At 61.5% G+C, this 26,023-nt stretch carries 23 protein-coding genes; 13 read left to right on the forward strand and 10 right to left on the reverse strand.

The features are described 5' to 3' along the window. The first annotated feature begins 189 nt into the window (after nt 1-189). Both NW862_RS00895 and NW862_RS00900 read left to right on the forward strand, forming a co-directional pair. Nucleotides 190-2,235 (forward strand): PhoX family protein, encoded by a 2,046-nt coding sequence (locus NW862_RS00895; RefSeq protein ID WP_414333487.1) that lies wholly within the window; start codon nt 190-192, stop codon nt 2,233-2,235. Between the two features lie 399 nt (nt 2,236-2,634). Beyond that, nucleotides 2,635-3,270, forward strand: coding sequence for a 4Fe-4S single cluster domain-containing protein (locus NW862_RS00900; RefSeq protein WP_414333485.1), 636 nt, complete (start codon nt 2,635-2,637; stop codon nt 3,268-3,270). Between the two features lie 20 nt (nt 3,271-3,290). Here NW862_RS00900 and NW862_RS00905 read toward each other — a convergent pair whose 3' ends face one another. Then, complete coding sequence (locus tag NW862_RS00905; RefSeq protein ID WP_414333483.1) at nt 3,291-3,572, reverse strand: hypothetical protein; 282 nt, start codon at nt 3,570-3,572, stop codon at nt 3,291-3,293. Between the two features lie 236 nt (nt 3,573-3,808). Between NW862_RS00905 and NW862_RS00910 the strand changes: the two genes are divergently transcribed. Both NW862_RS00910 and NW862_RS00915 read left to right on the forward strand, forming a co-directional pair. Next, nucleotides 3,809-4,612, forward strand: a complete 804-nt coding sequence (locus NW862_RS00910; RefSeq protein WP_414333482.1) for a prohibitin family protein — start codon at nt 3,809-3,811, stop codon at nt 4,610-4,612. Nucleotides 4,613-4,718: 106 nt separating this feature from the next. Further along, on the forward strand, nt 4,719-5,657 hold the full coding sequence (locus tag NW862_RS00915) for a prohibitin family protein (RefSeq protein WP_414426839.1): 939 nt from the start codon (nt 4,719-4,721) through the stop codon (nt 5,655-5,657). Here NW862_RS00915 and NW862_RS00920 read toward each other — a convergent pair whose 3' ends face one another. Continuing rightward, nucleotides 5,658-6,359: a ComF family protein gene (locus tag NW862_RS00920; protein ID WP_414333478.1), complete on the reverse strand. Its 702-nt coding sequence runs from the start codon at nt 6,357-6,359 to the stop codon at nt 5,658-5,660. It lies immediately after the preceding gene. A 161-nt stretch (nt 6,360-6,520) separates the two neighbouring features. Between NW862_RS00920 and rpsL the strand changes: the two genes are divergently transcribed. From rpsL to dapB, 6 genes are all read left to right on the forward strand, one after another. Then, a complete protein-coding gene (gene rpsL / locus NW862_RS00925; protein ID WP_414333476.1) occupies nt 6,521-6,928 on the forward strand; it encodes a 30S ribosomal protein S12 in 408 nt (135 codons plus the stop codon). Between the two features lie 61 nt (nt 6,929-6,989). After that, on the forward strand, nt 6,990-7,460 hold the full coding sequence (gene rpsG, locus NW862_RS00930; protein WP_414333474.1) for a 30S ribosomal protein S7: 471 nt from the start codon (nt 6,990-6,992) through the stop codon (nt 7,458-7,460). 153 nt (nt 7,461-7,613) lie between these two features. Next, nucleotides 7,614-9,737, forward strand: coding sequence for an elongation factor G (fusA, locus tag NW862_RS00935; protein ID WP_414333472.1), 2,124 nt, complete (start codon nt 7,614-7,616; stop codon nt 9,735-9,737). 31 nt (nt 9,738-9,768) lie between these two features. Further along, nucleotides 9,769-10,998, forward strand: coding sequence for an elongation factor Tu (tuf, locus tag NW862_RS00940; RefSeq protein ID WP_414333470.1), 1,230 nt, complete (start codon nt 9,769-9,771; stop codon nt 10,996-10,998). A gap of 92 nt (nt 10,999-11,090) precedes the next feature. Then, nucleotides 11,091-11,408, forward strand: a complete 318-nt coding sequence (rpsJ, locus tag NW862_RS00945; protein WP_414328725.1) for a 30S ribosomal protein S10 — start codon at nt 11,091-11,093, stop codon at nt 11,406-11,408. 91 nt (nt 11,409-11,499) lie between these two features. Beyond that, nucleotides 11,500-12,336 carry a 4-hydroxy-tetrahydrodipicolinate reductase gene (gene dapB, locus NW862_RS00950; RefSeq protein ID WP_414333497.1) on the forward strand — a complete coding sequence of 279 codons (837 nt, stop codon included), beginning with the start codon at nt 11,500-11,502 and terminating at the stop codon, nt 12,334-12,336. Here dapB and NW862_RS00955 read toward each other — a convergent pair. From NW862_RS00955 to tatC, 6 genes are all read right to left on the reverse strand, one after another. After that, nucleotides 12,333-13,250 (reverse strand): methylenetetrahydrofolate reductase, encoded by a 918-nt coding sequence (locus NW862_RS00955; protein ID WP_414333468.1) that lies wholly within the window; start codon nt 13,248-13,250, stop codon nt 12,333-12,335. The genes dapB and NW862_RS00955 overlap by 4 nt on opposite strands. 77 nt (nt 13,251-13,327) lie before the next feature. Continuing rightward, the gene (locus tag NW862_RS00960; RefSeq protein ID WP_414426840.1) at nt 13,328-14,764 is read right to left on the reverse strand and encodes a hypothetical protein; all 1,437 of its coding nucleotides are present in this window, start codon (nt 14,762-14,764) and stop codon (nt 13,328-13,330) included. Between the two features lie 251 nt (nt 14,765-15,015). Beyond that, nucleotides 15,016-15,747 carry a DUF2993 domain-containing protein gene (locus NW862_RS00965; RefSeq protein WP_414426841.1) on the reverse strand — a complete coding sequence of 244 codons (732 nt, stop codon included), beginning with the start codon at nt 15,745-15,747 and terminating at the stop codon, nt 15,016-15,018. A gap of 231 nt (nt 15,748-15,978) precedes the next feature. Then, entirely contained in the window at nt 15,979-17,319 is a 1,341-nt protein-coding gene (locus tag NW862_RS00970; RefSeq protein ID WP_414333463.1) for an NAD(P)/FAD-dependent oxidoreductase, read from the reverse strand. A gap of 21 nt (nt 17,320-17,340) precedes the next feature. Next, nucleotides 17,341-17,952, reverse strand: coding sequence for a nucleotidyltransferase family protein (locus NW862_RS00975; protein ID WP_414348415.1), 612 nt, complete (start codon nt 17,950-17,952; stop codon nt 17,341-17,343). Beyond that, complete coding sequence (tatC, locus tag NW862_RS00980) at nt 17,942-18,724, reverse strand: twin-arginine translocase subunit TatC (protein WP_414333459.1); 783 nt, start codon at nt 18,722-18,724, stop codon at nt 17,942-17,944. The genes NW862_RS00975 and tatC overlap by 11 nt, the downstream gene beginning before the upstream one ends. Nucleotides 18,725-18,981: 257 nt before the next feature. Between tatC and secD the strand changes: the two genes are divergently transcribed. Together secD and secF are read left to right on the forward strand one after the other, a co-directional pair. Next, nucleotides 18,982-20,328, forward strand: a complete 1,347-nt coding sequence (gene secD / locus NW862_RS00985) for a protein translocase subunit SecD (RefSeq protein ID WP_414348413.1) — start codon at nt 18,982-18,984, stop codon at nt 20,326-20,328. Beyond that, entirely contained in the window at nt 20,325-21,320 is a 996-nt protein-coding gene (secF, locus tag NW862_RS00990) for a protein translocase subunit SecF (RefSeq protein ID WP_414333455.1), read from the forward strand. The genes secD and secF overlap by 4 nt, the downstream gene beginning before the upstream one ends. A 15-nt stretch (nt 21,321-21,335) precedes the next feature. Here secF and NW862_RS00995 read toward each other — a convergent pair whose 3' ends face one another. Further along, nucleotides 21,336-23,264, reverse strand: a complete 1,929-nt coding sequence (locus NW862_RS00995; RefSeq protein WP_414333454.1) for an FAD-dependent oxidoreductase — start codon at nt 23,262-23,264, stop codon at nt 21,336-21,338. A gap of 182 nt (nt 23,265-23,446) precedes the next feature. Between NW862_RS00995 and NW862_RS01000 the strand changes: the two genes are divergently transcribed. Continuing rightward, nucleotides 23,447-24,658, forward strand: coding sequence for an argininosuccinate synthase (locus tag NW862_RS01000; RefSeq protein ID WP_414333452.1), 1,212 nt, complete (start codon nt 23,447-23,449; stop codon nt 24,656-24,658). Between the two features lie 78 nt (nt 24,659-24,736). Here the strand turns inward: NW862_RS01000 and ahcY are convergent, their stop codons facing one another. After that, nucleotides 24,737-26,017, reverse strand: a complete 1,281-nt coding sequence (gene ahcY / locus NW862_RS01005) for an adenosylhomocysteinase (protein ID WP_414333450.1) — start codon at nt 26,015-26,017, stop codon at nt 24,737-24,739. Nucleotides 26,018-26,023 lie beyond the last annotated feature (6 nt).

Genomic DNA, 26,023 nt, shown 5'->3' on the forward strand with positions numbered 1-26,023 from the left:
TTCCCTACAGTCCAACAAATTGTTAATAAGCTATTACCTCAACCCAAAGAAATTTCTCACATCGGCGAGGCTTAACCTGGTCTTGGTCTCTTCTTAACTTCTAGGTACTAGCTTTGGGGTGCCTGTCCCAATGCGTGAAGAACGCAGGGAATAAAAGATCGACAAGACAAGAGAAGGGGAGAACTCAACATGAATAATCCACAGGATTCTAGGCTTCGCCATGGGGACGAGCCTCTGTGCAATCATTCGCCCAACCCCACCTTTAGCAGCATCCTGGAAACTCGCCTGCAGCGGCGCCAAGTGTTGCAGGGGGGAGTTGCCGCGGCAGTGGCCACCTTTTTTGGCCTACCGGCGCTAAACAACGCTAGTAAATCGGCCAAAGCGGCCAGCGGTAGTGCCTTGCTGGGTTTCAAGGCGATCCCCGTGAGCGCAGAGGACAAAGTGGTGGTACCGGAAGGCTACACGGCTCGACCGCTGCTGGCCTGGGGTACCCCTATCACCGGCACCTACCCTGAGTTCAAGCTGGAGAACACCGGCGCCGAGCAGGGGATGCAGGTGGGCAGCCACCACGACGGCATGCACTTCTTCCCCATTGAGGGCAAGGATCCCTGGCAGGGCAGTTCCACCGAGGGCTTGTTGGTGTTCAACCACGAGTATGTGGAGCCGCGCTTTATGCATGCTGCCGCCAAGGGTCAAAAGCTTAACGACGAGAGCTACCCAGTCAACCCCGACGGCAGCCGCGATCCCGATCAAGTGCTGAAAGAGCTAAACGCCCACGGGGTGAGCATTGTCCACATCAAGCGGGAGGCGGACGGTAACTGGACTGTGGTGCGGGATCGCCTCAACCGCCGCATCACCGGCCTCACCCTCATGGAGATCCAGGGCCCGGTGCGGGGATCCGACTTCGTCAAGACCAAGTTCAGCCCCGATGGCACGATGACACGGGGCACCTTAAACAACTGCGCCCACGGGGTTACTCCCTGGAACACCTACCTCACCTGCGAGGAGAACTGGGCCGGCTACTTCACCAACACCAGCAAAGGGCCGGATCAAAAGCCCAACCTGCCCCGCGAGCACAAGCGCTACGGCGTGAGCACCGAGACCTCCCGCTACGGCTGGGAGCTGGCTAGCAACAAGGCCGACGAGTTCATCCGCTTCAACGCCACCCCCACCGCTGCAGATGCCACCCAGGACTACCGCAACGAGCCCAACACCTTTGGCTGGGTGGTGGAGATCGATCCCTTTGATCCCAGCAGCAAGCCCCAGAAGCGCACAGCTCTGGGCCGCTTTGCCCATGAGGGCGTGGTGTTCCAGCCGCCGGTGGAAGGGCAGCCGATTGTGCTCTACATGGGGGACGATGCCCGCTTTGAGTACATCTACAAGTACGTCTCTGCCGAGCCCTACCGCAAGGAGACGGCAGGCGGCCACCTGCTGGACAACGGCACCCTGTACGTGGCCAAGTTCAACGAAGACGGCACAGGGGAGTGGATCCCGCTGGTGTTTGGGCAAAACGGCTTCACCCCCGAGAATGGTTTCACCAGCCAGGCGGATGTATTGGTAAACACCCGCACCGCGGCAGACTTCGTCGGCGCCACCAAGATGGATCGGCCCGAGTGGGGAGCAGTGGATCCCAAGACCCGCATGGTCTACTTCACCCTAACCAACAACAGCAAGCGGGAACAAGACCAGGTGAACGCCGCCAACCCTCGTCCCAAAAACCAGTGGGGCCACATCATCCGCTGGAAGGAAGCCAATGGCCAGCCCCAAGCTACCCGCTTTGAGTGGGACATCTTCGTCCTGGCCGGCCCGCCAGGAGATAGCCGCACCTTATCCGGCCAAGCTCTCAGCTCGGACAACATCTTCAACTCTCCCGATGGGTTGTGGTTCGATGCCAGCCGTCGCCTCTGGATCCAAACGGATTGTAGCGAGAGCAACCTCAACAAGGGAGATTTTGCCCAGTTCGGCAACAACCAGATGCTGGCTGCCGATCCGGATACCGGCGAAATTCGCCGCTTCTTGACCGGGCCGATCGGACAGGAGATCACCGGCGTGGTCACCACTCCCGACCAGCGCACTCTGTTCATCAACGTGCAGCACCCTGGTGCCAGCACCAGCGAGGAAGACTTTGCCGCCGGCAAGATCATTTCTCGCTGGCCCAATTATGACAACAACATCTACCCCCGCTCGGCGGTGGTGGTGATTACCAAAAATGACGGTGGCATTATCGGTACTTAATCAATACTGATTCTGTTGCCAACTCCCCAGGAAATCGGGCGGCAGGGATCCCTTCTCTGCCGCTTTCTTGTAGTCAATTCAGATAACATTCAAGTAACAATGAGACGCCAGCAAGTACAACAAATAGCTAAATGGCGCCGATTCCGATAGCGGGACGTATGGTCATTCAAATAGCCATGAAACTTTTCTCTACGTTGTTATTGCTTCGCAACGCTGTCGCGAACGCGCCGCTCTAACTCCCCTCTCCCTCAGGGAGAGGGGCCGGGGGTGAGGGTGTCAGCGGCGCGGAGCACTGTGGAGACATCTCCAAATTTGAAATGACTATAAGATTGCAGCTTTCGCGTTCGGCTTCCCACTAGGCTAAGAGTAGTCTCAAAGCCGTTTTGCAGCAGGTGACCCATGTCCAAGGCAAAGATCGCACTGGACTTTCAGGCCCGGATCCCTCCCGGTTATCTCAACCTGATGGGATATGTGGACGAATCGGAAGTGAATGGGCCGGGCCGGCGCGCGGTGGTTTGGGTGCAGGGCTGCCTGCGGGAGTGCCCAGGCTGCTTCAACCCCGCTTCTTGGCCGTTTGAGGTCAACCAACTGGTCAAGGTTGCTGACTTGGCCGAGCAAATCCTCAGCAACCCCAGAAACGAGGGAGTGACCTTCTCGGGAGGAGAGCCCTTCTGGCAGGCTCCTGCCCTGGCCAGCTTGGCGCGGCTCCTGAAGGCGAAAGGGCTAACGGCGATGGCCTTCAGTGGATTCACGCTGGAAGAGTTGCGATCCCCCCAGGCTCCCCCCGGCGCCCAAGAGCTGTTGCAGGAGCTGGATATTTTGGTGGACGGGCCCTATCTGCAATCCCAGGCCATTCGCTCCCCCCACTCGCTGGTCTCTTCCCGCAACCAGCGGGTACATGTCTTTAACCCTGCCTTGGAAAACCAACTGAATTGGGCCAGCGACCAGGTGGAAATCCATATCCTCAAAGATGGAACCCGCATCGTCACCGGCTACGGCGGGCAGTTTCTCTTCGACGAGTCCGAACGAGGCTAGCGCGCCTCCACAGGGATCCCCTATCCCCCCACCCGCAACGGCTCGCGGCGATAGGCGGGCAGTTGCCAGCACATCTCCAGCCAGTTTTTCAGCTCCTCCGGCTGGCCCATGAGGCTCATTTCCACCAGCAAAATGGCAGCTCGATCGCCAGCTCCTTTGGATCCCAGACGAATCAGGGCAGATAGACTTTCTTCCCGCCAGCAGACGGATACCCCCTGCCGGATCAAGGCCCGAGCCGCAACGGCAATGCAGGAGGGTGGCACCTGGATATCTCGCCGCTCGTAATCGATAGTAGGCAGCATGAACGGCAACCCAAATCTTTATTATGTTTTAATCTTCTTCCCTTTTTGCCGGCTTATCCTGGGTCTTTGCGAATTGTGAAGTGATCTTTTGTAAACTTTTTGATACCGAGTAACATCGTCTGGGGGTCTGAGAAAAAGGACGGGGATCCCTGCAGAAAGCTTAAAAGATAGCAGCCGTTTCTCAGCTCGACCTTCTCACAGCCGCGAGAATGGCTGCATTGGCAGGAGATGGAGAGATGCGAGCAGAAGGTTGGGAAAGCCGGGTGGGTCGCTGGTTGCCCAAAGCTACCCTTGTGGGAGTGGCGTTGATCCTGGTGGCGGCGGGCAGGCCGCTGCGCTTGGTGGGCAACGGCGAGAATATGGTGCTGTTTACCTGGGGTGGGGGAGTGAGCCCGACTGCTTTGCAGCCAGGGCTGCATTGGGTGCCGCCTTTTGTCTCGCGCACCGTTACCTTCGACGTAAAAACTCAGGCTCTGACCTGGAAGGACAACGACCCGACTGCCTATGCGCCGCGGCTGGTGGCCCTCTCTCAGGATGGGCAGCAGATTGCGGCTGAGGCGACGCTGCAATTTCGTATTCTCGATGCCCCCAAGGTCTACACCCAACTGGGGGAGAACTACTTGGATCGCATTGCCCCCATCGTCCGGTCGGTCATCTTGAATGAGACCAGCGGCTTTTCCGCCCAAGCTCTCTATTCCACCGAACGCCCTCTGCTTCAAGGACAAATTCGCGAACGAGTGGCCCTTTTGCTGAAGGAATACGGCGTCGAGGTTTTGGACTTTCTGCTGCGGGATGTGGATTTCGATCCCGATTTTGTAGCCGCTATTGAAGCAAAAACTATCGCCGAAAACCAACTGGCGCAAAAACAATTTGAGATCGAGCAGGCGCGCCAAGATGCTCGCAGCATCATTGCTCAAGCCGAGGCAGAAGCCGGCCAATTGCGAGCCAAGGCCCAGGCCCTCACCCAGAATCCCAAGTACCTAGAGGTGGTGAAAGCCTCCGTCCTGGGATCCCGGCTGGAAACTTTGATAACCAAATAGAAAACCTAATAGAAAAAGGACTCCGTCCCGCTGACGCGAACAGTTTTCGGGCCTGGCCCCATCTGCTCCAGCTCTTCCCTCAGACCTCAAAACGGGATCAGCCACTATGTATTCAACAGAAGAAGCACACCAGAGTAAAGTTGGTTGGCTAACTTTGGGCGGGATTGCCCTCTTGGCAGCTTTGGGGATGCTCCGCGCCTGCCTGTATGTCACTTTGCCCGGCCATGCCACTGTGGTGTTTAATACCTTTTCGGGGTTGCAAAAGGGGCGGGTAGAATTGCCGGGAGTGATGTTCCGGATCCCGGGGATCGAGACGCCAATCACCTACAGCGTGCTCACCCGCGTTTGGGAGTTTACCAACAACTCCAACTCGGCCAATGCCATCAGCAATGCCATCACGGTAAACACTGCTGACGGGCAGGCTTTTGCCGTCGATGTGGCCATTGCCCTCAGGCCCAACCTTGCCACTTTGGACGAGCTGCACGCCACCATCGGCGAGAACTATCTTGTGACAGTGGTGGTGCCGGTGGTGCGCTCCAAGATCCGCGATATCTCTGCTTCTTTCGATTCCGAAGATTTTTACCGCAAAAGCCAGCGCACAGCCATCGAGCAGCGGGCTCTGGACTTGATCCGCCAAGAGATGCCCACCGTCAACCGCGATGGCCAAGCCCTGCCCCTGATCCAGGTAGAGGGCCTCTTTCTGGGCAACCCCGATTTTCCACAAGCCCTGCGAGATTCCATTGAACGCAAACAGGTGGCCTCGATCACGGCACAAACAGCAGCAGTGCGGGCGCAAATTCAACAAAAAGAAACCGAGCGGCTGTTGATCCTAGCGGCAGCCAACCAGCGGGCCATCGAGCTAAAGGGACAGGCGGCAGCGGAAAACGCGCAACTGGCGGATCTGCTGTTTTACGAAAAGCTGCAGGAGCGCATCCAAAACCCGGCGGACTCACTGCCACCTCTGCGCATCATTCGCGTCGAGGGGGATGCCACCGTGTTCCTCAACGTGGATCCCCGACAGGCAGCCGCGCAACAGGCCCAATAGTCAGGCCTGGCCACGCCGTCGGAGCTCCTGGGGCAGGGTGGGGTGGTGGGCAGCCGGCTGCGCTTTGGCCACAACAATCACCCCGGCCACCGGGATCCCAGCGGCAACCAAGACCTGCTGCGCCGCTTGAACGGTGGAGCCGGTGGTGTAGATGTCATCCACCAACAGAACTGGCGTGGCGGGAGCGTACTGGAGGGCAAAGGCGCCTGCCAGATTTTGCTGGCGTTGCAGCGGGTTGAGCTCATATTGGGCCGCCGTGGCCCGCACCCGCACCAAAGCTTCAGGTAAATGTCTTAGACCCGTCCGCTCACAAAAGGCTTGGCTGATCAGGGCCGCCTGATTGTAGCCCCGTTGCCGCAGGCGCTCCGCATGCAGAGGGATGGGGACGACCGTATAGTCCGAGCCGTAGGCCCTACGAGAGCCTGAAGAAGGTTGCCGGCTTTCGAGCCAGCGGGATCCCAGCCATTCCCCCAAAACCGCGCCTATGCGCCGCTGTCCTTCATATTTCAGGCAATAGAGAGCCCTGCGCAGCGCTCCCCGGTGGATCCCCCAAGCATAAAGCGGCCAAGGCGAAGTGGTAACTGGCCAAGAGTCGAGCCGCTCCGCCTGCAATCGCTGCTGACAGTCTCGACAAAACACAGCCTTGGCCGGGCGCTGGCAGAGCGGACAGGGAAGCGCAATCCACCAATCCAGCCAGCCCATCGCCTGTTGCCCCTCTCCCCACCTCCTGCCGATGGCTCCAGTCTAGTCAAAAGACTCAAGTCACAGCCCCGGCAGCAGATCCCTAAGTTGACGCTGGGATCCCGCCTTGCTAGGATTCAATACTGCCGGATAACTTGAGTTGTAGCCTTCTTTGCCAGCCCATGCCCACCATCCAGCAACTGATCCGCGAGGAGCGCAGCGTCGCCGTCCGCAAAACCAAGTCCCCTGCCCTGAAGGGTTGTCCACAGCGGCGGGGGGTTTGCACCCGAGTGTACACGACAACACCCAAAAAGCCCAACTCGGCGCTGCGAAAAGTAGCTCGCGTTCGCCTCACTTCTGGCTTTGAGGTCACAGCTTACATTCCCGGCATCGGCCACAACCTGCAAGAGCACTCGGTGGTCATGATTCGCGGAGGACGAGTCAAAGACCTGCCCGGCGTGCGCTATCACATTATCCGCGGCACACTCGATGCTGCAGGGGTAAAAGACCGTAAGCAAGGCCGCTCCAAATACGGGGCCAAACGGCCCAAGCCCGGCCAAGCCCCAGCCGCCGCCGGCAAGAAAAAATAGCCTTTGGCATCTCGCTTGTCCTCCTTTCCCAACCCTTTCTGCAACAGGTAACCCACCTCTTATGTCTCGCCGCAACCGTGCGCCTCGCCGTGATGTGCCACCGGATCCCAAATACGGGAGCCGCTTGGTCACCATGCTGATCCGCAAATTGATGCAGAGGGGCAAGGCCTCCCTGGCTGCCAGGATCCTTTACGAGGCTCTGGACATTGTGCGGGAGCGCACCGGTCAAGAGCCACTGCCTCTGTTGGAAAATGCTGTCCGCAACGCCACCCCCCTGGTGGAGGTCAAGGCGCGTCGGGTGGGCGGGGCTACCTATCAAGTCCCGGTGGAGGTGAGGGGAGAACGAGGAACTTCCCTGGCGCTGCGCTGGTTGGTCACCTTTTCCCGCGCCCGTCCCGGCCGCACCATGGCCGCCAAGCTGGCCAATGAGATCATGGATGCGGCCAACGAAACCGGCAGCACCATTCGGCGGCGGGAGGAAGTGCATCGCATGGCCGAGGCCAACAAGGCCTTTGCCCACTACCGCTACTGAATCCGTTTGGCAGGGCGGTGGGTAGTCCCTGGGATCCCTGCTCTGTCCACCCAGAGTTCGGGCAAGTGGAGCAAAATCGGCAAAAAAGATTAGAATTGTAAAGGATTTTTTAGGTTGCCCAAATCGCAGGGCGACGAGGATTGGGAGGTTGACGTGGCACGCACAGTTCCCCTGGAACGAGTCCGAAACATTGGCATCGCGGCTCATATCGATGCCGGCAAGACCACGACCACAGAGCGGATCCTTTTCTATTCCGGTCTGGTGCACAAAATTGGCGAAGTCCACGACGGAACTGCGGTAACCGATTGGATGGCTCAGGAGCGGGAGCGGGGCATCACCATCACGGCTGCGGCCATCACCACCCGTTGGACCAAGCGGGATCCCGAAAATCCTTCCCAGCCCCTCCTCGGCGCACCGGAGTACACCATCAACATCATCGACACGCCTGGGCACGTGGATTTCACCATCGAGGTTGAGCGCTCCATGCGGGTGCTGGATGGGGTAATCGCCGTCTTTGACTCGGTGGGCGGCGTGCAACCTCAGTCTGAGACCGTCTGGCGGCAAGCCAATCGTTACAACGTGCCCCGCATTGCCTTTGTCAACAAAATGGATCGCATGGGGGCCAATTTCCTCAAGGTTTACAACCAGATCCGGGAGCGCCTCAAGGCCAACGCTGTGCCCATCCAACTGCCCATTGGAGCTGAAGACGGGTTCCGCGGCATCGTCGATCTGGTGCGCATGCAGGCCCGTATCTACATGGATGAGATCGGCAAGGACATTCGTCCCGCCCCCATTCCGGAGGAGATGAAAGATCTCGTGGCGGAATACCGGGCCAAGCTGGTGGAGGCGGTGGCCGAGACCGACGAAGCCCTGATGGAGAAATACTTTGCCGAGGAAGACCTGAGCGAAGCCGACCTGATGGCTGGTCTGCGCAAGGGCACCATCAGCGGCCAAATTGTGCCGATGCTGTGCGGCTCTGCCTTCAAGAACAAGGGTGTGCAGATGCTGCTGGACGCGGTGGTGGATTACCTCCCTTCTCCCATCGACATTCCCGCCATCAAGGGGGTGCTGCCGGATGGCTCGGAGGTGGCGCGCAAGGCCAGCGACGATGAGCCTTTCTCGGCGCTGGCCTTCAAGTTGATGAGCGATAAGTACGGGGATCTGACCTTCATTCGCGTCTATTCGGGAGTGTTGACCAAAGGCACCTATGTGCTCAACTCCACCAAAAACAAAAAAGAGCGCATCTCCCGCCTGGTGGTGTTGAAAGCAGATGAACGTTTGGACGTGGATGAGCTGCGGGCAGGCGATCTGGGGGCTGTGGTGGGCCTGAAGGACACCACCACCGGAGACACCCTCTGCGACGAAAATGCTCCCGTGATCTTGGAGTCTCTGTTTATCCCAGAGCCAGTGATCTCAGTGGCTGTAGAACCCAAAACCAAGGCCGACATCGATAAGCTCTCCAAGGCCCTCCAGGCCTTGGCCAAAGAGGATCCCACCTTCCGCGTCTCGGTGGATCCCGAGACCAATCAAACCATCATCTCCGGCATGGGCGAGCTGCACCTGGAGATCCTGGTGGATCGGATGCTGCGGGAGTTCAACGTAGAGGCCAATGTCGGCAACCCGCAGGTGGCCTACCGCGAAACCATTCGCAAGCCGGTCAGCCGGGTCGAAGGCAAGTTTGTTCGCCAGAGTGGTGGCCGGGGTCAGTATGGCCATGTGGTTATCGACCTGGAGCCTGCAGAGCCGGGTACAGGCTTTGAGTTTGTCTCCAAAATCGTGGGTGGCGTTGTGCCCAAAGAATATGTCGGGCCGGCTGAGCAAGGGATCCGGGAAGCCTGCGAATCCGGCGTGCTGGCAGGCTATCCCCTGATCGACATCCGCGCCACCCTGGTGGATGGCTCCTACCATGAGGTGGACTCCAGCGAAATGGCCTTTAAGATCGCCGGTTCGATGGCTCTGAAGGAGGCAGCTCGCAGAGCGAGCCCTGTCCTTCTGGAGCCGATGATGAAGGTCGAGGTGGAAGTTCCTGAAGCCTTTGTGGGGGACGTCATCGGGGACATCAACGCCCGCCGCGGCCAGATGGAGGGGATGAATACGGAAGGCGGCATCACCAAGGTCAATGCCAAAGTTCCATTGGCAGAGATGTTTGGCTACGCCACCGATATCCGCTCCAAAACCCAGGGTCGAGGCACCTTTACGATGGAGTTCAGCCACTACGAGGAAGTTCCTCGCAGTATCGCCGAAGCCATCATTGCCAAAAACAAAGGAAATGAGTAGCTGACTGAAACCAAAAAGGAAGTGACGATTCATGGCACGCGCTAAGTTTGAACGTACCAAACCCCATGTCAACGTTGGCACCATCGGCCATGTTGACCACGGCAAGACCACTTTGACGGCTGCCATCACCACCACCTTGGCTGCTTTGGGTCAGGCCACAGCCAAACGGTATGACGAGATCGACGCAGCGCCGGAAGAAAAAGCCCGCGGTATCACCATCAACACCGCCCACGTGGAGTACCAGACGGAGAAGCGTCACTACGCCCACGTGGACTGCCCCGGCCACGCTGACTACGTGAAAAACATGATCACGGGTGCAGCCCAGATGGATGGAGCCATCTTGGTGGTGTCTGCGGCTGATGGCCCCATGCCCCAAACGCGGGAGCACATCCTGTTGGCCCGTCAGGTGGGGGTGCCCAGCTTGGTGGTCTTCCTCAACAAGGTGGACATGGTGGACGATCCAGAGCTGCTGGAGCTGGTGGAGCTGGAAGTGCGGGAGCTTCTCTCCAAATACGACTTCCCCGGCGATGACATCCCCATCATCAGGGGATCCGCCCTCAAGGCTTTGGAAAGGATGCAGGCCAACCCCAAAACTCAGCGCGGCGAAGATCCCTGGGTGGATAAGATCTACGAGCTGATGGATGCGGTAGACTCTTACATTCCCACGCCGGAGCGGGATGTGGACAAGCCCTTCCTGATGGCCGTAGAAGACGTTTTCTCGATCACCGGTCGGGGCACGGTGGCCACAGGCCGGATCGAGCGGGGCCGCATCAAGGTGGGCGAAACGGTGGAACTGGTGGGGCTGCGGGAAACTCGCTCCACCACCGTTACTGGTCTAGAGATGTTCCAGAAGACCCTTGATGAAGGGATCGCTGGCGACAACGTCGGTGTGCTGCTGCGCGGCATTCAGAAGAACGAGGTGGAGCGCGGCATGGTGCTGGCCAAGCCCAAGAGCATTACCCCGCACACCAACTTCGAGTCTGAGGTGTATGTCCTCAAGAAAGAGGAAGGAGGTCGCCACACGCCGTTCTTTGCCGGCTATCGTCCCCAGTTCTATGTACGCACCACCGATGTAACCGGTACCATCTCCTCCTTTACGGCTGACGATGGCTCGCAGCCGGAGATGGTGATGCCGGGCGACCGGGTCAGGATGACGGTGGAGCTGATCCAGCCCATCGCCATCGAGCAGGGGATGCGCTTTGCCATTCGCGAGGGTGGTCGTACCGTCGGGGCGGGTGTTGTCTCCAAGATCCTGAAGTAAGTTGTCTTTTCCCGGCAGGGATTGAGCGCTGGTTGCCCCAGATCAACTCGATCCCTGTCGGTTTTTTGTTGTACCGTTCTCTTTCTCCGGCCATGCCTACCCTGACCCAACAGAAAATCCGCATTCGCCTGAAAGCCTACGATCATCGGCTGCTGGATACTTCTTGCGACAAAATCGTGGACACGGCCCGTCGTACCGATGCTGTGCCCGTGGGCCCCATCCCTCTGCCTACCCGGCGCCGCATCTACTGTGTGTTGCGTTCTCCGCACACCGACAAGGATTCGCGGGAACATTTTGAAACCCGCACCCACCGCCGCATTATCGACATCTATTCCCCCTCTTCCAAAACCATCGATGCTTTGATGAAGCTGGATCTGCCGGCGGGGGTGGATATTGAGGTGAAGTTGTGATGGCTCTCCGGGGATCCCGGTCTTCGCAGTTGTAGAGCGTGGATGAGGGTGGCAAGGGGTGACGGCAGCGGTTGATCCGGTCGATCAGGGGTTGGCAACTCCAGAAGCCAACCCATCCCCTATCCCGGTCTTGGTGGTGGGGGCACTGGGCAAGATGGGGCGGGAGGTGGTGAGAGCTGTTGCCCAGACGCCCGACATGACCCTGGCGGGGGCGGTAGCCCGCTCGCAACTGGGCTTGGACATCGGCGAGGTGCTGGGCCTGGGATCCCTGGGGGTGGAGATTACCGATGACCTAGCGGGGCAGTTGCTGAGGTTGTCGCAGCGGAGCAGCCGCGGTGTGATGGTGGATTTCACCCATCCGCAGGCGGTGTTTGAACATGTCCGCTCGGCCATTGCCTTTGGGGTGCGCCCGGTGGTGGGGACAACGGGCCTGACGCCGGAGCAGGTGGAGCGGCTGCGGGATCTGGCGGATAAGTCGGGGGTGGGCTGTTTGATCGCGCCCAACTTTGCCATCGGCATGATTTTGTTGCAGCAGATGGCACTGCAGGCGGCGCAATATTTTGACCATGTTGAGATCGTCGAGCTGCACCACAACCGCAAAGCGGATGCCCCCAGCGGCACGGCCCTGCAGACGGCCCAACGGCTGGGTCAACTGGGCAAAGCCTTCAACCCGCCCGAAGTGGAAGAAAAAGAGCTGCTCCCCGGCTCGCGGGGCGGGATCCCCGGCCCCAACATTCCCATCCACAGCGTGCGCCTGCCGGGGCTAGTCGCCCACCAGGAGGTGATCTTCGGCGGCATGGGGCAAACCCTTACCTTAAGGCACGACACCACGGATCGGGTGGCTTTTATGCCGGGGGTGATCCTGGGGATCCGCAAGGTGCTGCAGCTCAAGGGATTGGTCTACGGGCTGGAGCAGGTGTTGAGCTAGCCAGCCAGAGGGGGGATCCCGGCCTCGTCCAGGATACGCGGGATGAGATGTTCGGCTTTGACGGCCATCAGGTGCACGCCGTGGCAGATCTGACGGGCCTGGCGCACCTGTTCGGCGGCGATGCGGATCCCTTCTTCTAGGGGATGGGGAGCGTTGGCCAGCCGTTGGATGATGGCGTCCGGGATTTGCACCCCCGGCAGGTTGCAGTTGATGAATTGGGCATTTTTGGCGGATTTGAGCAGGAAGATGCCGGCCAGGATGGGCTTGCCGGCGGGGCGACCCAGCTTGTCCATAAAGCGCTCCAGTTGCTCGAAGTCGGTCACCATCTGGCTTTGGAAAAACTGGGCCCCGTTTTCCAGCTTGCGCTGGAAGCGCCGCTCCAGGCCGGAAAAGCTGCCGGATTGGGGTTCTACCGCTGCTCCCGGAAACAGACAGGTGCCGCCGTCGGGGAGGGGCTTGCCGTTGCAGTCGAGGCCATTGTTCAGCCGCTGGATAAGCCGCAGCAGGCGCACCGATTCCAGGTCGAACACAGCGCGGGCGTCGGGGCAATCGCCGATGTGGATGGGATCCCCGGTGAGGGCCAACACGTTGCGCAGGCCGAGCGCCGAGGCCCCCAACAGATCCCCCTGCAGAGCCACGCGGTTGCGATCCCGACAGGCCAACTGCAGGATGGGTTCAACGCCCACCTGATGCAACAGCAGCGAGGCGGCCAGGGGGCTCATGCGGGCCATGGCGCGGTTGGAGTCGGTGATGTTGATGGCATGCACCCGACCTTTGAGCTGCTGGGCCAGAGACAGCAGGGTGCTGGTGTCGGATCCCTTGGGGGGTGTGATCTCGGCGGTGAGCAGGAACTCCCCCTCCTGGATGGCCTGGGCAAAGCGAGACAAGGGGGGTGATGAGGGGGTCAAGGCCACAATTGCGGAAGAAAAGGTAAAACGGCTGGCCTATTATCGACTTTTCCGGGCGATTTTTCCAGACAGGTTGCCCTCTTTTAGGGCTTGGGCGAGGGAAGGGGGCTGGGCGGGGGTTGCACCTGCATTTCCCCCAGCCATATCTTGGCATCCCCCTGTTGCAGATGCTGCTGCCAGTCCTGGGCTGCTGCAGGCGGGATCCCATCCGCGCCCAGGGCCCAGCTCCAGCCAATTACCTGGGGCCAGCGTTGGTCTTCTAGACCTGCCAGCAGAGGTTGAGCGGCTTCTGAGCCCAAGGCCGGCCCGCGGAGCAGCACAGGCACTTCCGGGTTGAGAGCCACAAGGCGGCGGTACATCGGTTCAAAGGTGGCGGGATCCCCCGGTAGGCTCAGCCAATCCATCTCAGAGAACCCAGCCCAGGCGGACACGGCTGCGGCATCTTCTCCCTCCAGCTCCACAACCCAGAGCAAGTTGGCCTCGGAGCGCAGGGTTTGCATCAGGTGTCGGTAGGCCCGTCGTTGCAATTCGGGATCCCCGTCTCCCACAACGACGGCCAGGATGATGGGAGTGGCAAAGCGCTGGATGGCGCGGGCCCAAGAGCGCAAAGTCTCGTCCTGTTCCCCACTGGCCAAGGCGGAAAGCTGAGCCGGATCCAGCCGCAGGCGCAGGTAGGGAACAGAGCCGCTCTCCCGCAGGCGACTGGCCAACGACTGCGGAAAGTCCTGGCGGGGATCCCACAGGTGTTCTACGGCTGCCCAGGCAGGGGGCTGGCCGATGGCCTGGCGATAGGACAAGAGCTGCTCCCAAGTTGGCATGCCCGACCAGGCGACCCCGTGATACAGCCGGCCCGTGGGGGGCGGCAGCGGCCTGCCCCGTTGAAAGGGAGCAGAATCGGGCGGAATCGGGGAGGTTAGAAGCCAATCCAGCCGCAAGGCAGCAGTGGTGTTGGCAGCCGGCAGCGGGAAGGGGAAGATCCAACTGCGCTCCTGGAACCAGCCGCGGCTGATCTGCTGAGGGTGGAAGTCCTGGGGAGGCGGCAGCGGCTCCAGCGCGTCTTCTCCCCAGAAAGCCCGTTGGATCGCCAGGCGCACCCCCTCGCCGGGGTGAATCAGAGGCGTGGTAGTATCCAGGTGCAAGCTGCCGCTGAGGCGGGTGGACGTCTCGTGGGGCTCAACGCGGAAGGAGAAGGTGAGCTGGTCAGGCCGATAGGTGCCCAAGGCGCGGGAGGAGGGGGTGGGGGGTGGGGATCCCGGTTGCCATGGAATACCCTCGCAGTCGGTGCAGGGAAGGAGAGCCTGCGGATGGAGCGCAACGGGAGCCTCGCGGGCAGATTGCAACTGCTCAGACGTGATGACAAAGCTGGCCCAAAGGTGCTTCAGACGGGGATCCCGACCGGGCGGAATATCGGCGAAAGTTCGCCCTGGGGGTGTGGCCGTGCGGGTGCCGGCAGCCGTGCCGTCCAGAGGCAGCGTAGAAACTGGATCGCCGGCACAGCTCCCCAAAAAAACGACCGACAAGATCAGCGGCAGCGCCCAGCAGATTAAGGGCTTGAGTGTGCAGTTGGATGGCTGCCTCCGGGATCCCTGGATCATGGCTTCACCTCAATACACCACTCCTACGTGAGGCCCGCAAAGGGTTTTCCCGCTAACCGCTAGCAGGATCTTGCCGCAAAGGCCCGCTCCCCAGGTCTGATCCCGATCACATCCTTGGTCGCAGCAGAGCCCGCCCGCACCGTCTGAAGGCGGGCCAAAGCGGGGAACGCCGGCCCCTACCCCTGCGGCACCGCCGCCGCTTCCGGGTAGATGACCAACATGCCCTCGTAGAGGATTTGGCTGGGCTGCAACTCCAGGCGGTCGATGCGCACGCCCGGATCCAACTGAATGGGGAAATCCGCCAGGCCGGGGATGGGGATCTCTTGGCCTTCGCTCACCCACAGAGGGTTGACCAGCCGCAACTGGTTGGGGCCCTGGGCCTGTAGCCCGGTTAGCACCGTAACCGGCACCTCCACCCCCTCGGGAGTCACCAATTGGGCCTGGATGCGCAGCCGATTTTGCTCCAAGGTGACCTGGGGCTGGCGGATCAAGAAGGGCACCGCTTGACCTCCAAAGGGCAGTTGCACCTGTGCCTGGGCCAGTTGAGACTGGATGAGGGGAGCCTGAAGGGTGCGGTTAAGATCGTCTTCGGTGAGGCGCAAGCTCACCTGCACCGGCACAGGGGCCAACAGCCGCAGCGGGCTGCGTCCTTGGATGGCTTCGCCCACGTTGAGGCGAATATCCTGGCCCTGCAGCCGCAGGTGGCTGACCTGGAATCCCTGATAGATAAGGTTGTCTCCCGACACCTGGGCCTGGGGGATCTGGCCGTTCAAAATCTGGGCGTCGGAACCGGCGATCTGCACCTGCAAGTTGTCCACCTGCTGCACCTCGGAGCGGATCCAGGCGGCCACCAAAGGGCTGAGCAGGGATCCGGCAATCTGGGCAAATCCGGGCCAAGGCCAAAACATGGTGGGCAAGCCAAGCAGCAGTGCCAATCCCAGCCGCTGCCCTACTGGCGAGAGCCGTTGGCGACAGCGGGCTGCAAGAGAAGAGGGATCTGGAGCAGGCCGACGGCAAGACGGGAACAGCACTGGGTACCTCAGGAGCGACGACAAGCGATATTTTTCTGCCCAAACTACGACTAGGCTAAGGCAGGACTGCTCCACCGAACAGAGGGATCCCCCGCACACTTGGCGGAGCTAACCATCCGTCAACTGCCACCAGAGATACCCCAGCCGCAGGTAGTGAAGCCGCAGCCAGGGCAAAGGGAAAACGCGAGGCGGCTGGCGAAACAGAGCGCTGATGGGGGGCCGGCTGCCGGCGATCTCCTGGGCCAGCATTTTGCCCGCCCACACTGCTGTGGCCACGCCGCTGCCATGGTAGGCCAGGCCATACCACAAGCTGGGATCCGTCGGCGAAGGGCCAATATGGGGGTGAAGCTGCCGCGAAAGGCAGACCAGGCCGTTCCAAGCGTACTCGATCTCCACCCCCTCCCAGGTGGGAAAGAGGCGGTAGAGCTGCCGAGTCATCCAAGCCTGCAGGCGCTGTCGTTCTGCCGGAGTATTGCGGGTGCCGCCGCGCCCCCCAAACAGCAGGCGCCCGTCCGGCAGAAGACGGTAATAGAACAGCAGCCGCCGCGTGTCGTAAACCGGGGTCGGATCCCACCACCCCTGCGCTTTTTGCTCCGCAGGCGTCAGAGGGCGGGTGACCAGGATGTTGGACAGCACCGGCAACAGGGATCCCGCCAGTTGGGGGTACAAGGTCTCTGGGGTGTAGCCGTTGGTGGCGATGACCAGGTGCCGGGCCCGCACCGTTCCCCCTGGCGTGTGGCAAAGGTGCTGGGATCCCACCTTTTCCCAGGCGATGACCGGGCTGGCGCTGTGCAGTTGCGCTCCCCACCTGTGGGCCGCTTGGGCCAGCCCTTGGGTGAGCTTAAGGGGGTTGAGGCCAAACCCCACCCCGATGTGGAGAGCACCATAGTTCTCTTGGCTGTCAAAGCCCCGTTCCCGCAGCTCTTTGGGGCTGAGGAGCTGGGCCGGGTAGCCTGCCACCTGAGTACAGATCTGGTATTCGGCCTCCAATTCCGGCCAGGCCTGTGGACGATGGGCCACCGCGTAGCAGCCTTGTCCCTGCACTTCCAGCGAGAAGCCCTCGACGGCGGCCAGCTCCTGCACCGTCTCCACCGCCTGCCATTGATCCCGGTAGTAGCGCTCCGTCTCCGCCAGGCCCACCCGCCGCACCATCTGGGCATGGGTGAGATGGCTCGCCCCCACCCCGCAAAAGCCGCCGTTGCGCCCTGAGGCCCCCCACCCCAGGGATCCCGCTTCCAACAGGCAGGCGGAAATGCCGTGGTCGCGGGCCAGGTGCAGAGCCGTCGATAGGCCCGTCAATCCGCCCCCCACAATGACCACCTCGGCGCCCACCTGCCCCAGCAAAGGAGCCGGATGCCGCCAACCGGCATTCTCTATCGTGCTGTCCCAGTAGCTGCCGACCGGACAAGCAGGATCGTAGGTGCTGGCAGGATAAAGGGCTTTTCTCATGCGAACAAGAAAGAGAATATCCTACTGGGCAACGCTGTCGCGACCGCCAGCGGCAGCTTCCACGTCGGCAGGAGTGTTGCACTCCAAGAAGATCTCGGGGGTATAGAGCTCCACCTCCTGTACCCGTTTACCCAGATCCTGCAACAACCGGCGCAGGCCCAGGGTTTCCTCTCGGAGACACAGCAACTCTTCCCGCAAGCGCCCGTCGATCAGGGCGGGGTGTCCTCGTCGTCCTCGATGCACCGGCACCGTCGCCCAAGCGCGATGGCGCAGATGGTACTCCAGCAAGCTGTGGTAGATCCAGGCCGGACGGGGCTGATCCACCCCCGAAATGGCCAACACGCGAAAATCGGCAGGGATCCCTTCCACCCCCACCCGAATAGAGTGGGTCTTGCCCAGCTCAGGAGCCGGATTGATCAGCACCTCTGCCCCCGCCAAGTGAACTTGGGCCGCCGCCAGATGCTGGGATCCCAGCACCACCCAAGGGTGAAACCCTGCCTGTCGCCACTGAAAAATCTGGTAAGAAAGCAGGGTTTGCCCATCTTTCCAGGGCACCAGGGCTTTCGGTTCTCCCATCCGCGTGGAAAACCCAGCCGCCAGGATCAGCGCATGCAGCTTCAGGTCATTTGCCAAGGATCTTCACCAGCAGAATGCCAAACAAGTATAGAAACGTCACCGCCCCGGCCAAGAGGCTCTGGGTGAGGGGATCCGTGGAAGGGGTGAGAATGGCCCCTGCCACCACCGAGCCCAGAACCACGTAACGCCAGCCCTTGAGCATTTGCTCAGCACTCACCAGCCCCAACCCCCCCAGCAGCGCCTGCAAAATCGGCACCTGAAAGGCCAAGCCGGTGCTGAACAACAGCAGCAGCACAAACTCAAAGTAGCGGTCGATGGACCAGGCCTGATCCACCACCCCTTCGCCATAGCGAATGAAAAAGTTAAGTGCCGCCGGAATGAGGAGATAGTAAGCAAAGACCAAGCCAGCCACAAAGAGAAGGCTCGATCCCAGCACCACCGGCCCCAGCAGCTTGCGCTCCTTCACGCTCAGCCCCGGCAAGACGAAGCGGGCAATTTGGTAGAGCAAAAAGGGCGTGGCCAACAGCAACCCCGAATAGGCCGCCACCTTCATGGAGACGAAGAAATACTCCCCCGGCGCCAGTTGCAAAAAGGTCACCCCCCGCGCCGGCACCTCCAGCAGGGCGACAATGCGGTTCACCACCAGAAAGCAAGCAATGATGCAGATCGCCACCGCGATCACGCTGGCCAACAGGCGGCTGCGCAGCTCCTCCAAGTGCTCCATCAAGGTCATCTCGACCTCGTAGGGAAACTCCGGATCCGGCACCCGCTCAGAGTCAGGGGTTACCGTGGCTTGGGGCGAGGGCTCGGTCTCAGAGACAAGGGTCATGGGCCAAGGCGTAACGAAACATTCCCCGCTATCTTAGCTCTGCCCCGTCCTCGGGGAAAAGCGCCTGCCGAGAGCTCGGTCAAGGCCTGTAGAGATGGGTTGAACTGCCAGGACAGACATGATGAGCTCCTCCCCGGCTCAGGGGCTGGGGAACATCCCTCTCCAGCCGGGGATCCCGTGTGCGATAGGATCAAAAAGTGCCGAAATCCTGAGGGCCTCGGATCGAGTGCGCCCGTATTCCTCACCCTTTCAGCAGTATGGCCAGATCTCCAGCTTTGTGGCTCAGTCGCCTCGCTTTTCTGCGAGGGCTGATCTTTATCTTGGCAGTGGTGGCTGCCCTCGTCTATCTGGGCTTTAGCCGCGAAGTTCGCCTCGGCCTTGACCTCAAAGGAGGGACGCAGCTCACCCTGCAGGCTTTGCCTACGGAAGAGGTACCCGAGATCACCTCTGAGGTGATGCAGGGGGTGGAGGCGGTGATCCAGCAGCGGATCAACGGCCTGGGGGTGGCCGAGCCTCTGGTGCAGATCAGCGGCCAAGACCGCCTGTTCGTGCAACTGCCGGGGGTGGCGGATCCGGATCGGGCTGTTGCTCTTTTGGGCGATACGGCCCAGTTGGAGTTTCGCAAGGGATTGGTGCCAGTCAGCGCCCTGCCCCGCAACGAGCAGGGGGAGATAACGGCGGGGGAGGATCCCGACGCCCTGTTTGAACGGGTCGGCCTGACAGGGGATCTGCTGCGCAACGCCTATCCCCAAGCCCCTCGTCGCGGATCCCAGAGCTGGGAAGTGCTGTTGGAGTTCAAGCCAGAAGGGGCAGAAAAGTTTACTCAGCTCACCCGAGAGTTGGCCGGAACAGGGCGTCCGCTTGGCATTTTTCTCGACGACGTGCTGATCAGCGCCCCCATCGTGGGGCCGGAGTTTGCCCGCACCGGCATTACCGGCGGAACAGCGGTGATCACGGGCAATTTCACGGTGGAAACCGCCACCGATCTGGCGGTGAAGCTCAAGGCGGGAGCGCTGCCGGTTCCCATTCGCGTCATTGAAAACCGCACCGTCGGGGCCACGTTGGGGGAAGAGAGCGTGCGCCGCAGCCTCTATGCCGGCATTGGCGGCCTGGTGCTGGTTTTTGTCTTTATGGTGGCCTACTACCGCCTGCCGGGGCTCATTGCCGACCTCGCTCTTCTCATCTACGCCCTCTGTACGTTTGCTCTGTTCCAACTGCTGGGGGTGACCATGACCCTGCCAGGGATCGCCGGCTTTATCCTCAGCATCGGCATGGCGGTGGATGCCAACGTGCTGATCTTCGAGCGCATCAAGGAGGAGCTGCGGGCGGGCAAGTCCATCTATAAGTCCATCTCGGAAGGGTTTAATCGCGCCTTCAGCAGCATCCTCGACAGCAACGTCACCACCCTTTTGGTCTGTGGCGTACTTTTCTGGCTGGGGATGGGGCTGGTGAAAGGCTTTGCCGTCACCTTGGCCATTGGCATTCTGGTAAGCTTTTTCACGGCCATCACCTGCACCCGCACCCTGCTGCTGGCGGCAATGGGGATCCCTGCCCTGCGCAAACCTGAGTTTTACGGCGTTCGCATGGAGGCGGCTCAATCATGACGGCGCAAGAGTTATCCCCCCCCGATCCGGCGGTGGGATCCCGGCGGTTGCTTGACTACCGCTTCGACATCGTCGGGCGCAGCAAGCTTTGGTTTACCCTTTCCCTGGCGGTGTTGCTGGTGGGGCTGGTCAGCATGGCCTTTTCTCTGGCCTCTCTAGGGACACCGCTGCGGCTGGGGCTGGATTTTGCCGGCGGCACCTTGCTGGATCTGCGTTTTGAGCGGCCTGTCACCACCGAAGAGCTGCGGCGGGCGCTGCAGGAACACAACCTGGGCAGCAGCATCATCCAACTGGACACCCAGACCAGTCAGGAAGCCTTGATCCGCATGCCCCCTTTGACTGAGCAGGAGCGCCTAGCGGTAGAGGAGACGCTGCGGCAACAGGTAGGCCCTTTTGAGCGCAACCTAGTGGAGACGGTAGGCCCGACGGTGGGGCGCTTGCTCTTGCGTTCCGGCCTCGTGGCTGTGCTCATCTCTTTTGGGCTCATTGTGGTGTATCTGGCCCTGCGCTTCCAGTGGGATTACGCGGTGTTTGCCATTGTGGCCTTGCTGCACGATGTGGTGCTGACAACAGGTCTGTTTGCCCTTTTGGGCCTAACGGTGGGCATGGAGGTGGACAGCCTGTTTGTGGTGGCGCTGCTAACCATCATTGGTTTTTCCGTCAACGACACGGTGGTTATCTACGACCGCATCCGGGAAAATCTGCGTCTGGTCAGCCGCAAGGTCAGCTTTGCCGAGGTGGTGAACCTATCTCTAAACCAGACTTTTGCCCGCTCTTTGAACACCACCCTGACAACGATGCTGCCCCTGGTGGCCATTGCCATTTTTGGGGGAGCCACCCTGAAGGGGTTTGCCATCGCTCTGCTCATTGGCTTTAGCTTGGGGGTCTATTCCAGCATCTTCATCGCCAGCCCTCTACTGGTGTGGTGGCGGCAGCGGCGCTATGGCGGAAAAGGGGATCCCGAGGCGCTGCCTTCCGGCGCAGAGGGGTAGGGCGGCGGCAACTGCCTACCAGTGCAGCCGCTGTCCATGGGCAACCAGGTAGCGCTGCAAGTCGGCCATCTTGCCCTGCGGCACAATCTGGGCCGGGATCAAGCCGGGATCCTGGCTGTGCAACCAGGCTACGATGAGCCCCGCTGCCGAGCCGATGGTCCACTCGCCGTAATGGGTGCGGGTGGCGGCGTTGACGATGTGGCTGACGGCGATCCCTTTGCCGCCGATGAGCAGGTTATCCACTTTCTGGGGGATCAGGGCCTCTAGGGGGATGACGATGGGGCGGACGGAAAACTCGTTGACGGGCGCCGAGCTGGCCGACAGGGAAGGCTCCCAGTTGCGGTAGCGACAGCCGTGCATGTCGATGGCGTAGTGAGTCACCCCTACAGCGGTGGGGCTAAAGTCCCGTCCCCCGCTGGTGCCGACGCGGATGTCTTGCTCCAGCATCTGGAATTCCGCCTGGCCGTAGGCAGCTCGCCCCAGGATGCGCCGCCCCTCCCGGATGTAGGGGTAGAGGCTGAGGCCGGAGCGGGTGCCCAGCAAAGAGTCCTCGGCAAACACCAACGAGAGGGGATAGCCGGCGCGGGCTTGGGTTTCCATCAGCCACTCGGCAAAGAGCAGGGCGTGGTTTTCTCCATCTTTGAGGGCGGAGACGTCCAGCCCCCCCAGCCAGTTGTGGCGCTGCCCTGAGGCCACCAGCCGCTCTTCTGTCAGGATTAGGGGCGGGTTCATGATCCCCCAGTCGTTGCCGCGGTTCCAGTTCACCAGCGTCAGGTCGCCCGGCACCGGTGTGCTGTGGAAGGGATCCGTGCGGCCTTTGCTGACGATGCGGCGGTAGTTGAAAAAGCTCTGGCCGCTGAAGGTGGGAAACCCCTCCAGGTCGAACTGGCGGCGGTGCTCGGCGCGGGAGTAGCCCGGCTGCAACTGGGCCAGCTCGGCGCGGGAGCGCCCGCCATCGTCGTGGATGGCCAGCACGAAAGGAAAAGTGAAGGCCTGGGTGCACTCCGGGTTGCTGGCCGGGGCGGCATTGGGCTCCCCCGTCAGATCTCGCCCTTCTGAGCCCAGCCGGTAGGGGATCCCAGCCCAGCCCACCAGCTCGCCGGTGTCGGTGGCGTCGATAACAAACAGGTTGCGGCCCGGTGGCGCCTGCAGCCGCAGCACCCGCTTGGCAAACACTTCCGTCTCCTGCCAGCCATACCAGCTCACCAATTCCCGCCACAGCCGCCCTGGCGGCACAAAATTGGGATCCCGCGGCTGCCGCTGCACGGCGTAGAGGCTCTCGATGCGGGAGCCGTCAGCGCTGAAGGTGGCCCCCTTAAAAGCGGTCTGGGTGGCCCAGCGACTCTGGGGAGCAGACTGAGCCGCCTGCCGCAGCCAGGTTTCCACCGCCTGCAGACCCGCCTGGGGCGGAAAACACAGCCCCCCTACCCAGCAACTGTTGATCTTGGTCACGCGGGTTCCCGGCGGGATCCCTGTCCAGGCGGGCAGATGCAGCGGCTGGCTTTCGATGAGGGCCTTAAACTCCAGCCAGTGGCGGGAAAAATTGCCCCGCTGCCGCATGGGGAGGGACTCGTCGATGGCCGATACCCCCTGCGAGGTGATCTGCCCCCCCAGCCAGGGGGTGAGCTCGATGAGACAGGTTTGCACACCCCCCCGCATGGCTTGGCCTGCAGCCGCCACGCCCCCCAGGGATCCGCCCACCACCACCAGCTCGCACTCCCAGATCTCGTCCGGCTGCGGCAAGGGATCCAGCAGCGGCCAGCCGTGGGCCGTAAAACGGGGCGGCTCCGGCTCTGGAGCGGCGACGGGCGATCCCCCTTCCGGCTGGGAGAGGGCGGCGAACCCCATCCCCGCCACGAAGCCCAGCAGAGACAGGATCCCCAACCCCAGCACTCGTTGGCGCCTGAGTCTTTGCTGTGCTGCCGGGATCCTCTTGCCGGCCATGCTCACCTGACCTCACACCCCAATTTGCGCCGGCAACCTTTTGGACAGCGATCCAAGGCCCGGGAGAAATCCCTTTGAGAATAGCCGACAAAGCTGCCTCTAGGGTCAGGCCGAGTAACTAAGATCCGAGCAACAAGGCATAATGGGCTAGCAACTTTTTTCCAGCAGGGATCCGCAGCAGCATGGGACGGGCAAAGAAAGTGGTATTGGCCTATTCGGGCGGCGTCGATACTTCCGTCTGCATCCCCTATCTCAAGCACGAGTGGGGAGTGGAATCGGTAGTCACCCTGGCGGTGGACTTGGGTCAGGGGGCGGAGCTGGAGGCCATCCAAGCCAAGGCGCTGAGGGCCGGGGCGGAGCAATCCCTGGTGCGGGAGGCCGTCCAGATCCTGATTGCCGACTACGCCTTCCCCGCCATCCAGGCCAATGCCCTCTACGAGCAGCGCTACCCTCTCTCCACTGCCTTGGCCCGACCCCTGATCGCCAAGCTGTTGGTGGAGGTGGCAGAAGAGGTGGGCGCCGACGCCGTGGCCCACGGCTGCACCGGCAAGGGCAACGACCAGGTGCGCTTCGACCTGGCCATCGCCGCCTTGAACCCCAAGCTCAAGGTGTTGGCCCCGGCCCGCGAGTGGGGCATGACCCGCGAGGAGACCATTGCCTACGGCGAGCGCTACGGGATCCCTATGCCGGTGCAAAAGTCCAGCCCCTACAGCATCGACCTCAACATCCTGGGCCGCAGCGTCGAAGCCGGGATCCTGGAAGACGCCGACCAAGAGCCACCGGAGGAAGTCTACGCCCTCACCCGGCCTATCTCTCAAACCCCCGACGAGCCCGCCTATGTGGAGATCGCCTTTGAAGAGGGGATCCCGGTGGAGCTGGACGGGCAGCGCCTTGGCCCCAGAGCCCTCTTCGAGCGGCTCAACGCCTTAGCCGGCAGCCACGGTGTCGGTCGCATCGATATGATTGAAAACCGGCTGGTGGGGATCAAGTCGCGCGAGATCTACGAGTGTCCGGCCCTAACGGTGTTGATCCAGGCCCACCGCGAGCTGGAAAGCCTCACCCTCACCCGCGAGGTCATCCACTACAAGTACGGCATCGAGACCACCTACAGCCAATTGATCTACAACGGCCTTTGGTATTCGCCGCTGCGGGAGGCCCTGGACGCCTTCATCTGCACCACCCAAAAGAGTGTTACCGGCGTGGTGCGGATGCGCCTGCACAAGGGCCAGGCTGTCTGCGTGGGCCGCCGCTCTCCTTACTCCCTCTACAACGCGGAGCTGGCCACCTACGGGGAAGGGGATCAGTTCGACCACCGCGCTGCCGAAGGCTTCATCTACATCTGGGGTCTGCCCACCCGCGTCTGGGCCCAGGTGCACCGGGGCGGTGGTGCTTGAGCTCTACCGCCCCACCTGCCTGCTTGCGAGATGGCGCAGGTGGGCCAGGTTTTCCACCGCGGGGGTGAGGGGCTTTCTCTAGGTTCCTGCCGTCCAGGTGTTGCCGTACTCGATCTGCTCCGGGGTAAGGCTGTCAATTTGGATCCCCATGGCCTTGAGCTTGAGGCGGGCGATGGCCTCGTCGATCTCCGCAGGAATGGGGTGCAGCCCTGGCGCCAGCCGGCCACGGTTTTTCACCAGGTACTCGCAGGCCAGCGCTTGGTTGGCAAAGCTCATGTCCATGACGCTGGCGGGGTGGCCTTCGGCGGCAGCCAGGTTGATCAGCCGGCCCTCCCCCAGCACGAACACCGATTTGCCCGACTGGAGACGGTATTCTTCCACAAAGGGGCGCACGCTCTGCCGGGAAACCGTCCGCTCTTGCAAGGCCACCAGGTCGATCTCGATGTCGAAGTGGCCGGCGTTACAGACCATCGCCCCATCTTTCATCCGGTCGAAGTGCTCGCCGCGGATAACGTGCTTGTTGCCGGTGACGGTGATGAACAGATCCCCCAGAGGGGCGGCCTCGGCCATGGGCATAACCCGAAAGCCATCCATCACCGCCTCCAGAGCCCGCACCGGGTTGACCTCGGTCACGATGACCTGGGATCCCATGCCGCGGGCCCGCATCGCCACCCCCTTGGCGCACCAGCCGTAGCCGGCCACCACCACTGTTTTTCCGGCCAGGAGAATGTTGGTACAGCGCAGAATGCCGTCCAGGGTGGATTGGCCGGTGCCGTAGCGGTTGTCGAACAGGTGCTTGGTCTCGGCGTCGTTGACGGTCATCACCGGGAAGCTGAGCACCCCCGCCTTGAACATGGCCCGCAGGCGCACCAGGCCGGTGGTAGTCTCTTCCGTGGTGCCGATGATTTCCGACACCTGCTCCTGGCGATGCTGAACCAGCTCCGCCGTCACATCGCCGCCGTCGTCAATGATGAGATGGGGGCGGTGATCCAGGGCGATCTGGACATGGCGGCGGTAGGTCTCTACATCTTCCCCCTTGATGGCAAAGACCGAGATGCCGTAGTCGGCCACCAGGCTGGCGGCCACATCGTCTTGGGTGGAGAGGGGGTTGCTGGCGATGAGGACGCTATCGGCTCCCCCTGCCTGCAAGGCCAAGGCCAGATTGGCCGTCTCGGTGGTGACATGGCAGCAGGCCACCAGGCGCAGACCGGCCAGGGGTTTTTCTTGGGCAAAGCGCTCCCGGATCTGGGCCAGCACCGGCATCTCCCGCGCCGCCCATTGGATCCGTTGCTTGCCCAAGGAGCTGAGGCTGAGGTCTTTAACTTCGTGCTTGGGGAGAGACAGGGTGGCGCTGGTCATCGAGAA

It is taken from the genome of Synechococcus sp. H55.8, from assembly GCF_047462375.1.
Lineage (GTDB): Bacteria > Cyanobacteriota > Cyanobacteriia > Thermostichales > Thermostichaceae > Thermostichus.

Excerpts from the sequence above, each read along its gene's own strand:
- NW862_RS00895 (WP_414333487.1), top strand. The coding sequence starts at position 190 with ATGAATAATCCACAGGATTCTAGGCTTCGCCATGGGGACGAGCCTCTG.
- NW862_RS00900 (WP_414333485.1), top strand. The coding sequence starts at position 2,635 with ATGTCCAAGGCAAAGATCGCACTGGACTTTCAGGCCCGGATCCCTCCC.
- NW862_RS00905 (WP_414333483.1), bottom strand. The coding sequence starts at position 3,572 with ATGCTGCCTACTATCGATTACGAGCGGCGAGATATCCAGGTGCCACCC.
- NW862_RS00910 (WP_414333482.1), top strand. The coding sequence starts at position 3,809 with ATGCGAGCAGAAGGTTGGGAAAGCCGGGTGGGTCGCTGGTTGCCCAAA.
- NW862_RS00915 (WP_414426839.1), top strand. The coding sequence starts at position 4,719 with ATGTATTCAACAGAAGAAGCACACCAGAGTAAAGTTGGTTGGCTAACT.
- NW862_RS00920 (WP_414333478.1), bottom strand. The coding sequence starts at position 6,359 with ATGGGCTGGCTGGATTGGTGGATTGCGCTTCCCTGTCCGCTCTGCCAG.
- rpsL (WP_414333476.1), top strand. The coding sequence starts at position 6,521 with ATGCCCACCATCCAGCAACTGATCCGCGAGGAGCGCAGCGTCGCCGTC.
- rpsG (WP_414333474.1), top strand. The coding sequence starts at position 6,990 with ATGTCTCGCCGCAACCGTGCGCCTCGCCGTGATGTGCCACCGGATCCC.
- tuf (WP_414333470.1), top strand. The coding sequence starts at position 9,769 with ATGGCACGCGCTAAGTTTGAACGTACCAAACCCCATGTCAACGTTGGC.
- rpsJ (WP_414328725.1), top strand. The coding sequence starts at position 11,091 with ATGCCTACCCTGACCCAACAGAAAATCCGCATTCGCCTGAAAGCCTAC.
- NW862_RS00965 (WP_414426841.1), bottom strand. The coding sequence starts at position 15,747 with ATGTTTTGGCCTTGGCCCGGATTTGCCCAGATTGCCGGATCCCTGCTC.
- NW862_RS00970 (WP_414333463.1), bottom strand. The coding sequence starts at position 17,319 with ATGAGAAAAGCCCTTTATCCTGCCAGCACCTACGATCCTGCTTGTCCG.
- tatC (WP_414333459.1), bottom strand. The coding sequence starts at position 18,724 with ATGACCCTTGTCTCTGAGACCGAGCCCTCGCCCCAAGCCACGGTAACC.
- secD (WP_414348413.1), top strand. The coding sequence starts at position 18,982 with ATGGCCAGATCTCCAGCTTTGTGGCTCAGTCGCCTCGCTTTTCTGCGA.
- secF (WP_414333455.1), top strand. The coding sequence starts at position 20,325 with ATGACGGCGCAAGAGTTATCCCCCCCCGATCCGGCGGTGGGATCCCGG.
- NW862_RS00995 (WP_414333454.1), bottom strand. The coding sequence starts at position 23,264 with ATGGCCGGCAAGAGGATCCCGGCAGCACAGCAAAGACTCAGGCGCCAA.
- NW862_RS01000 (WP_414333452.1), top strand. The coding sequence starts at position 23,447 with ATGGGACGGGCAAAGAAAGTGGTATTGGCCTATTCGGGCGGCGTCGAT.
- ahcY (WP_414333450.1), bottom strand. The coding sequence starts at position 26,017 with ATGACCAGCGCCACCCTGTCTCTCCCCAAGCACGAAGTTAAAGACCTC.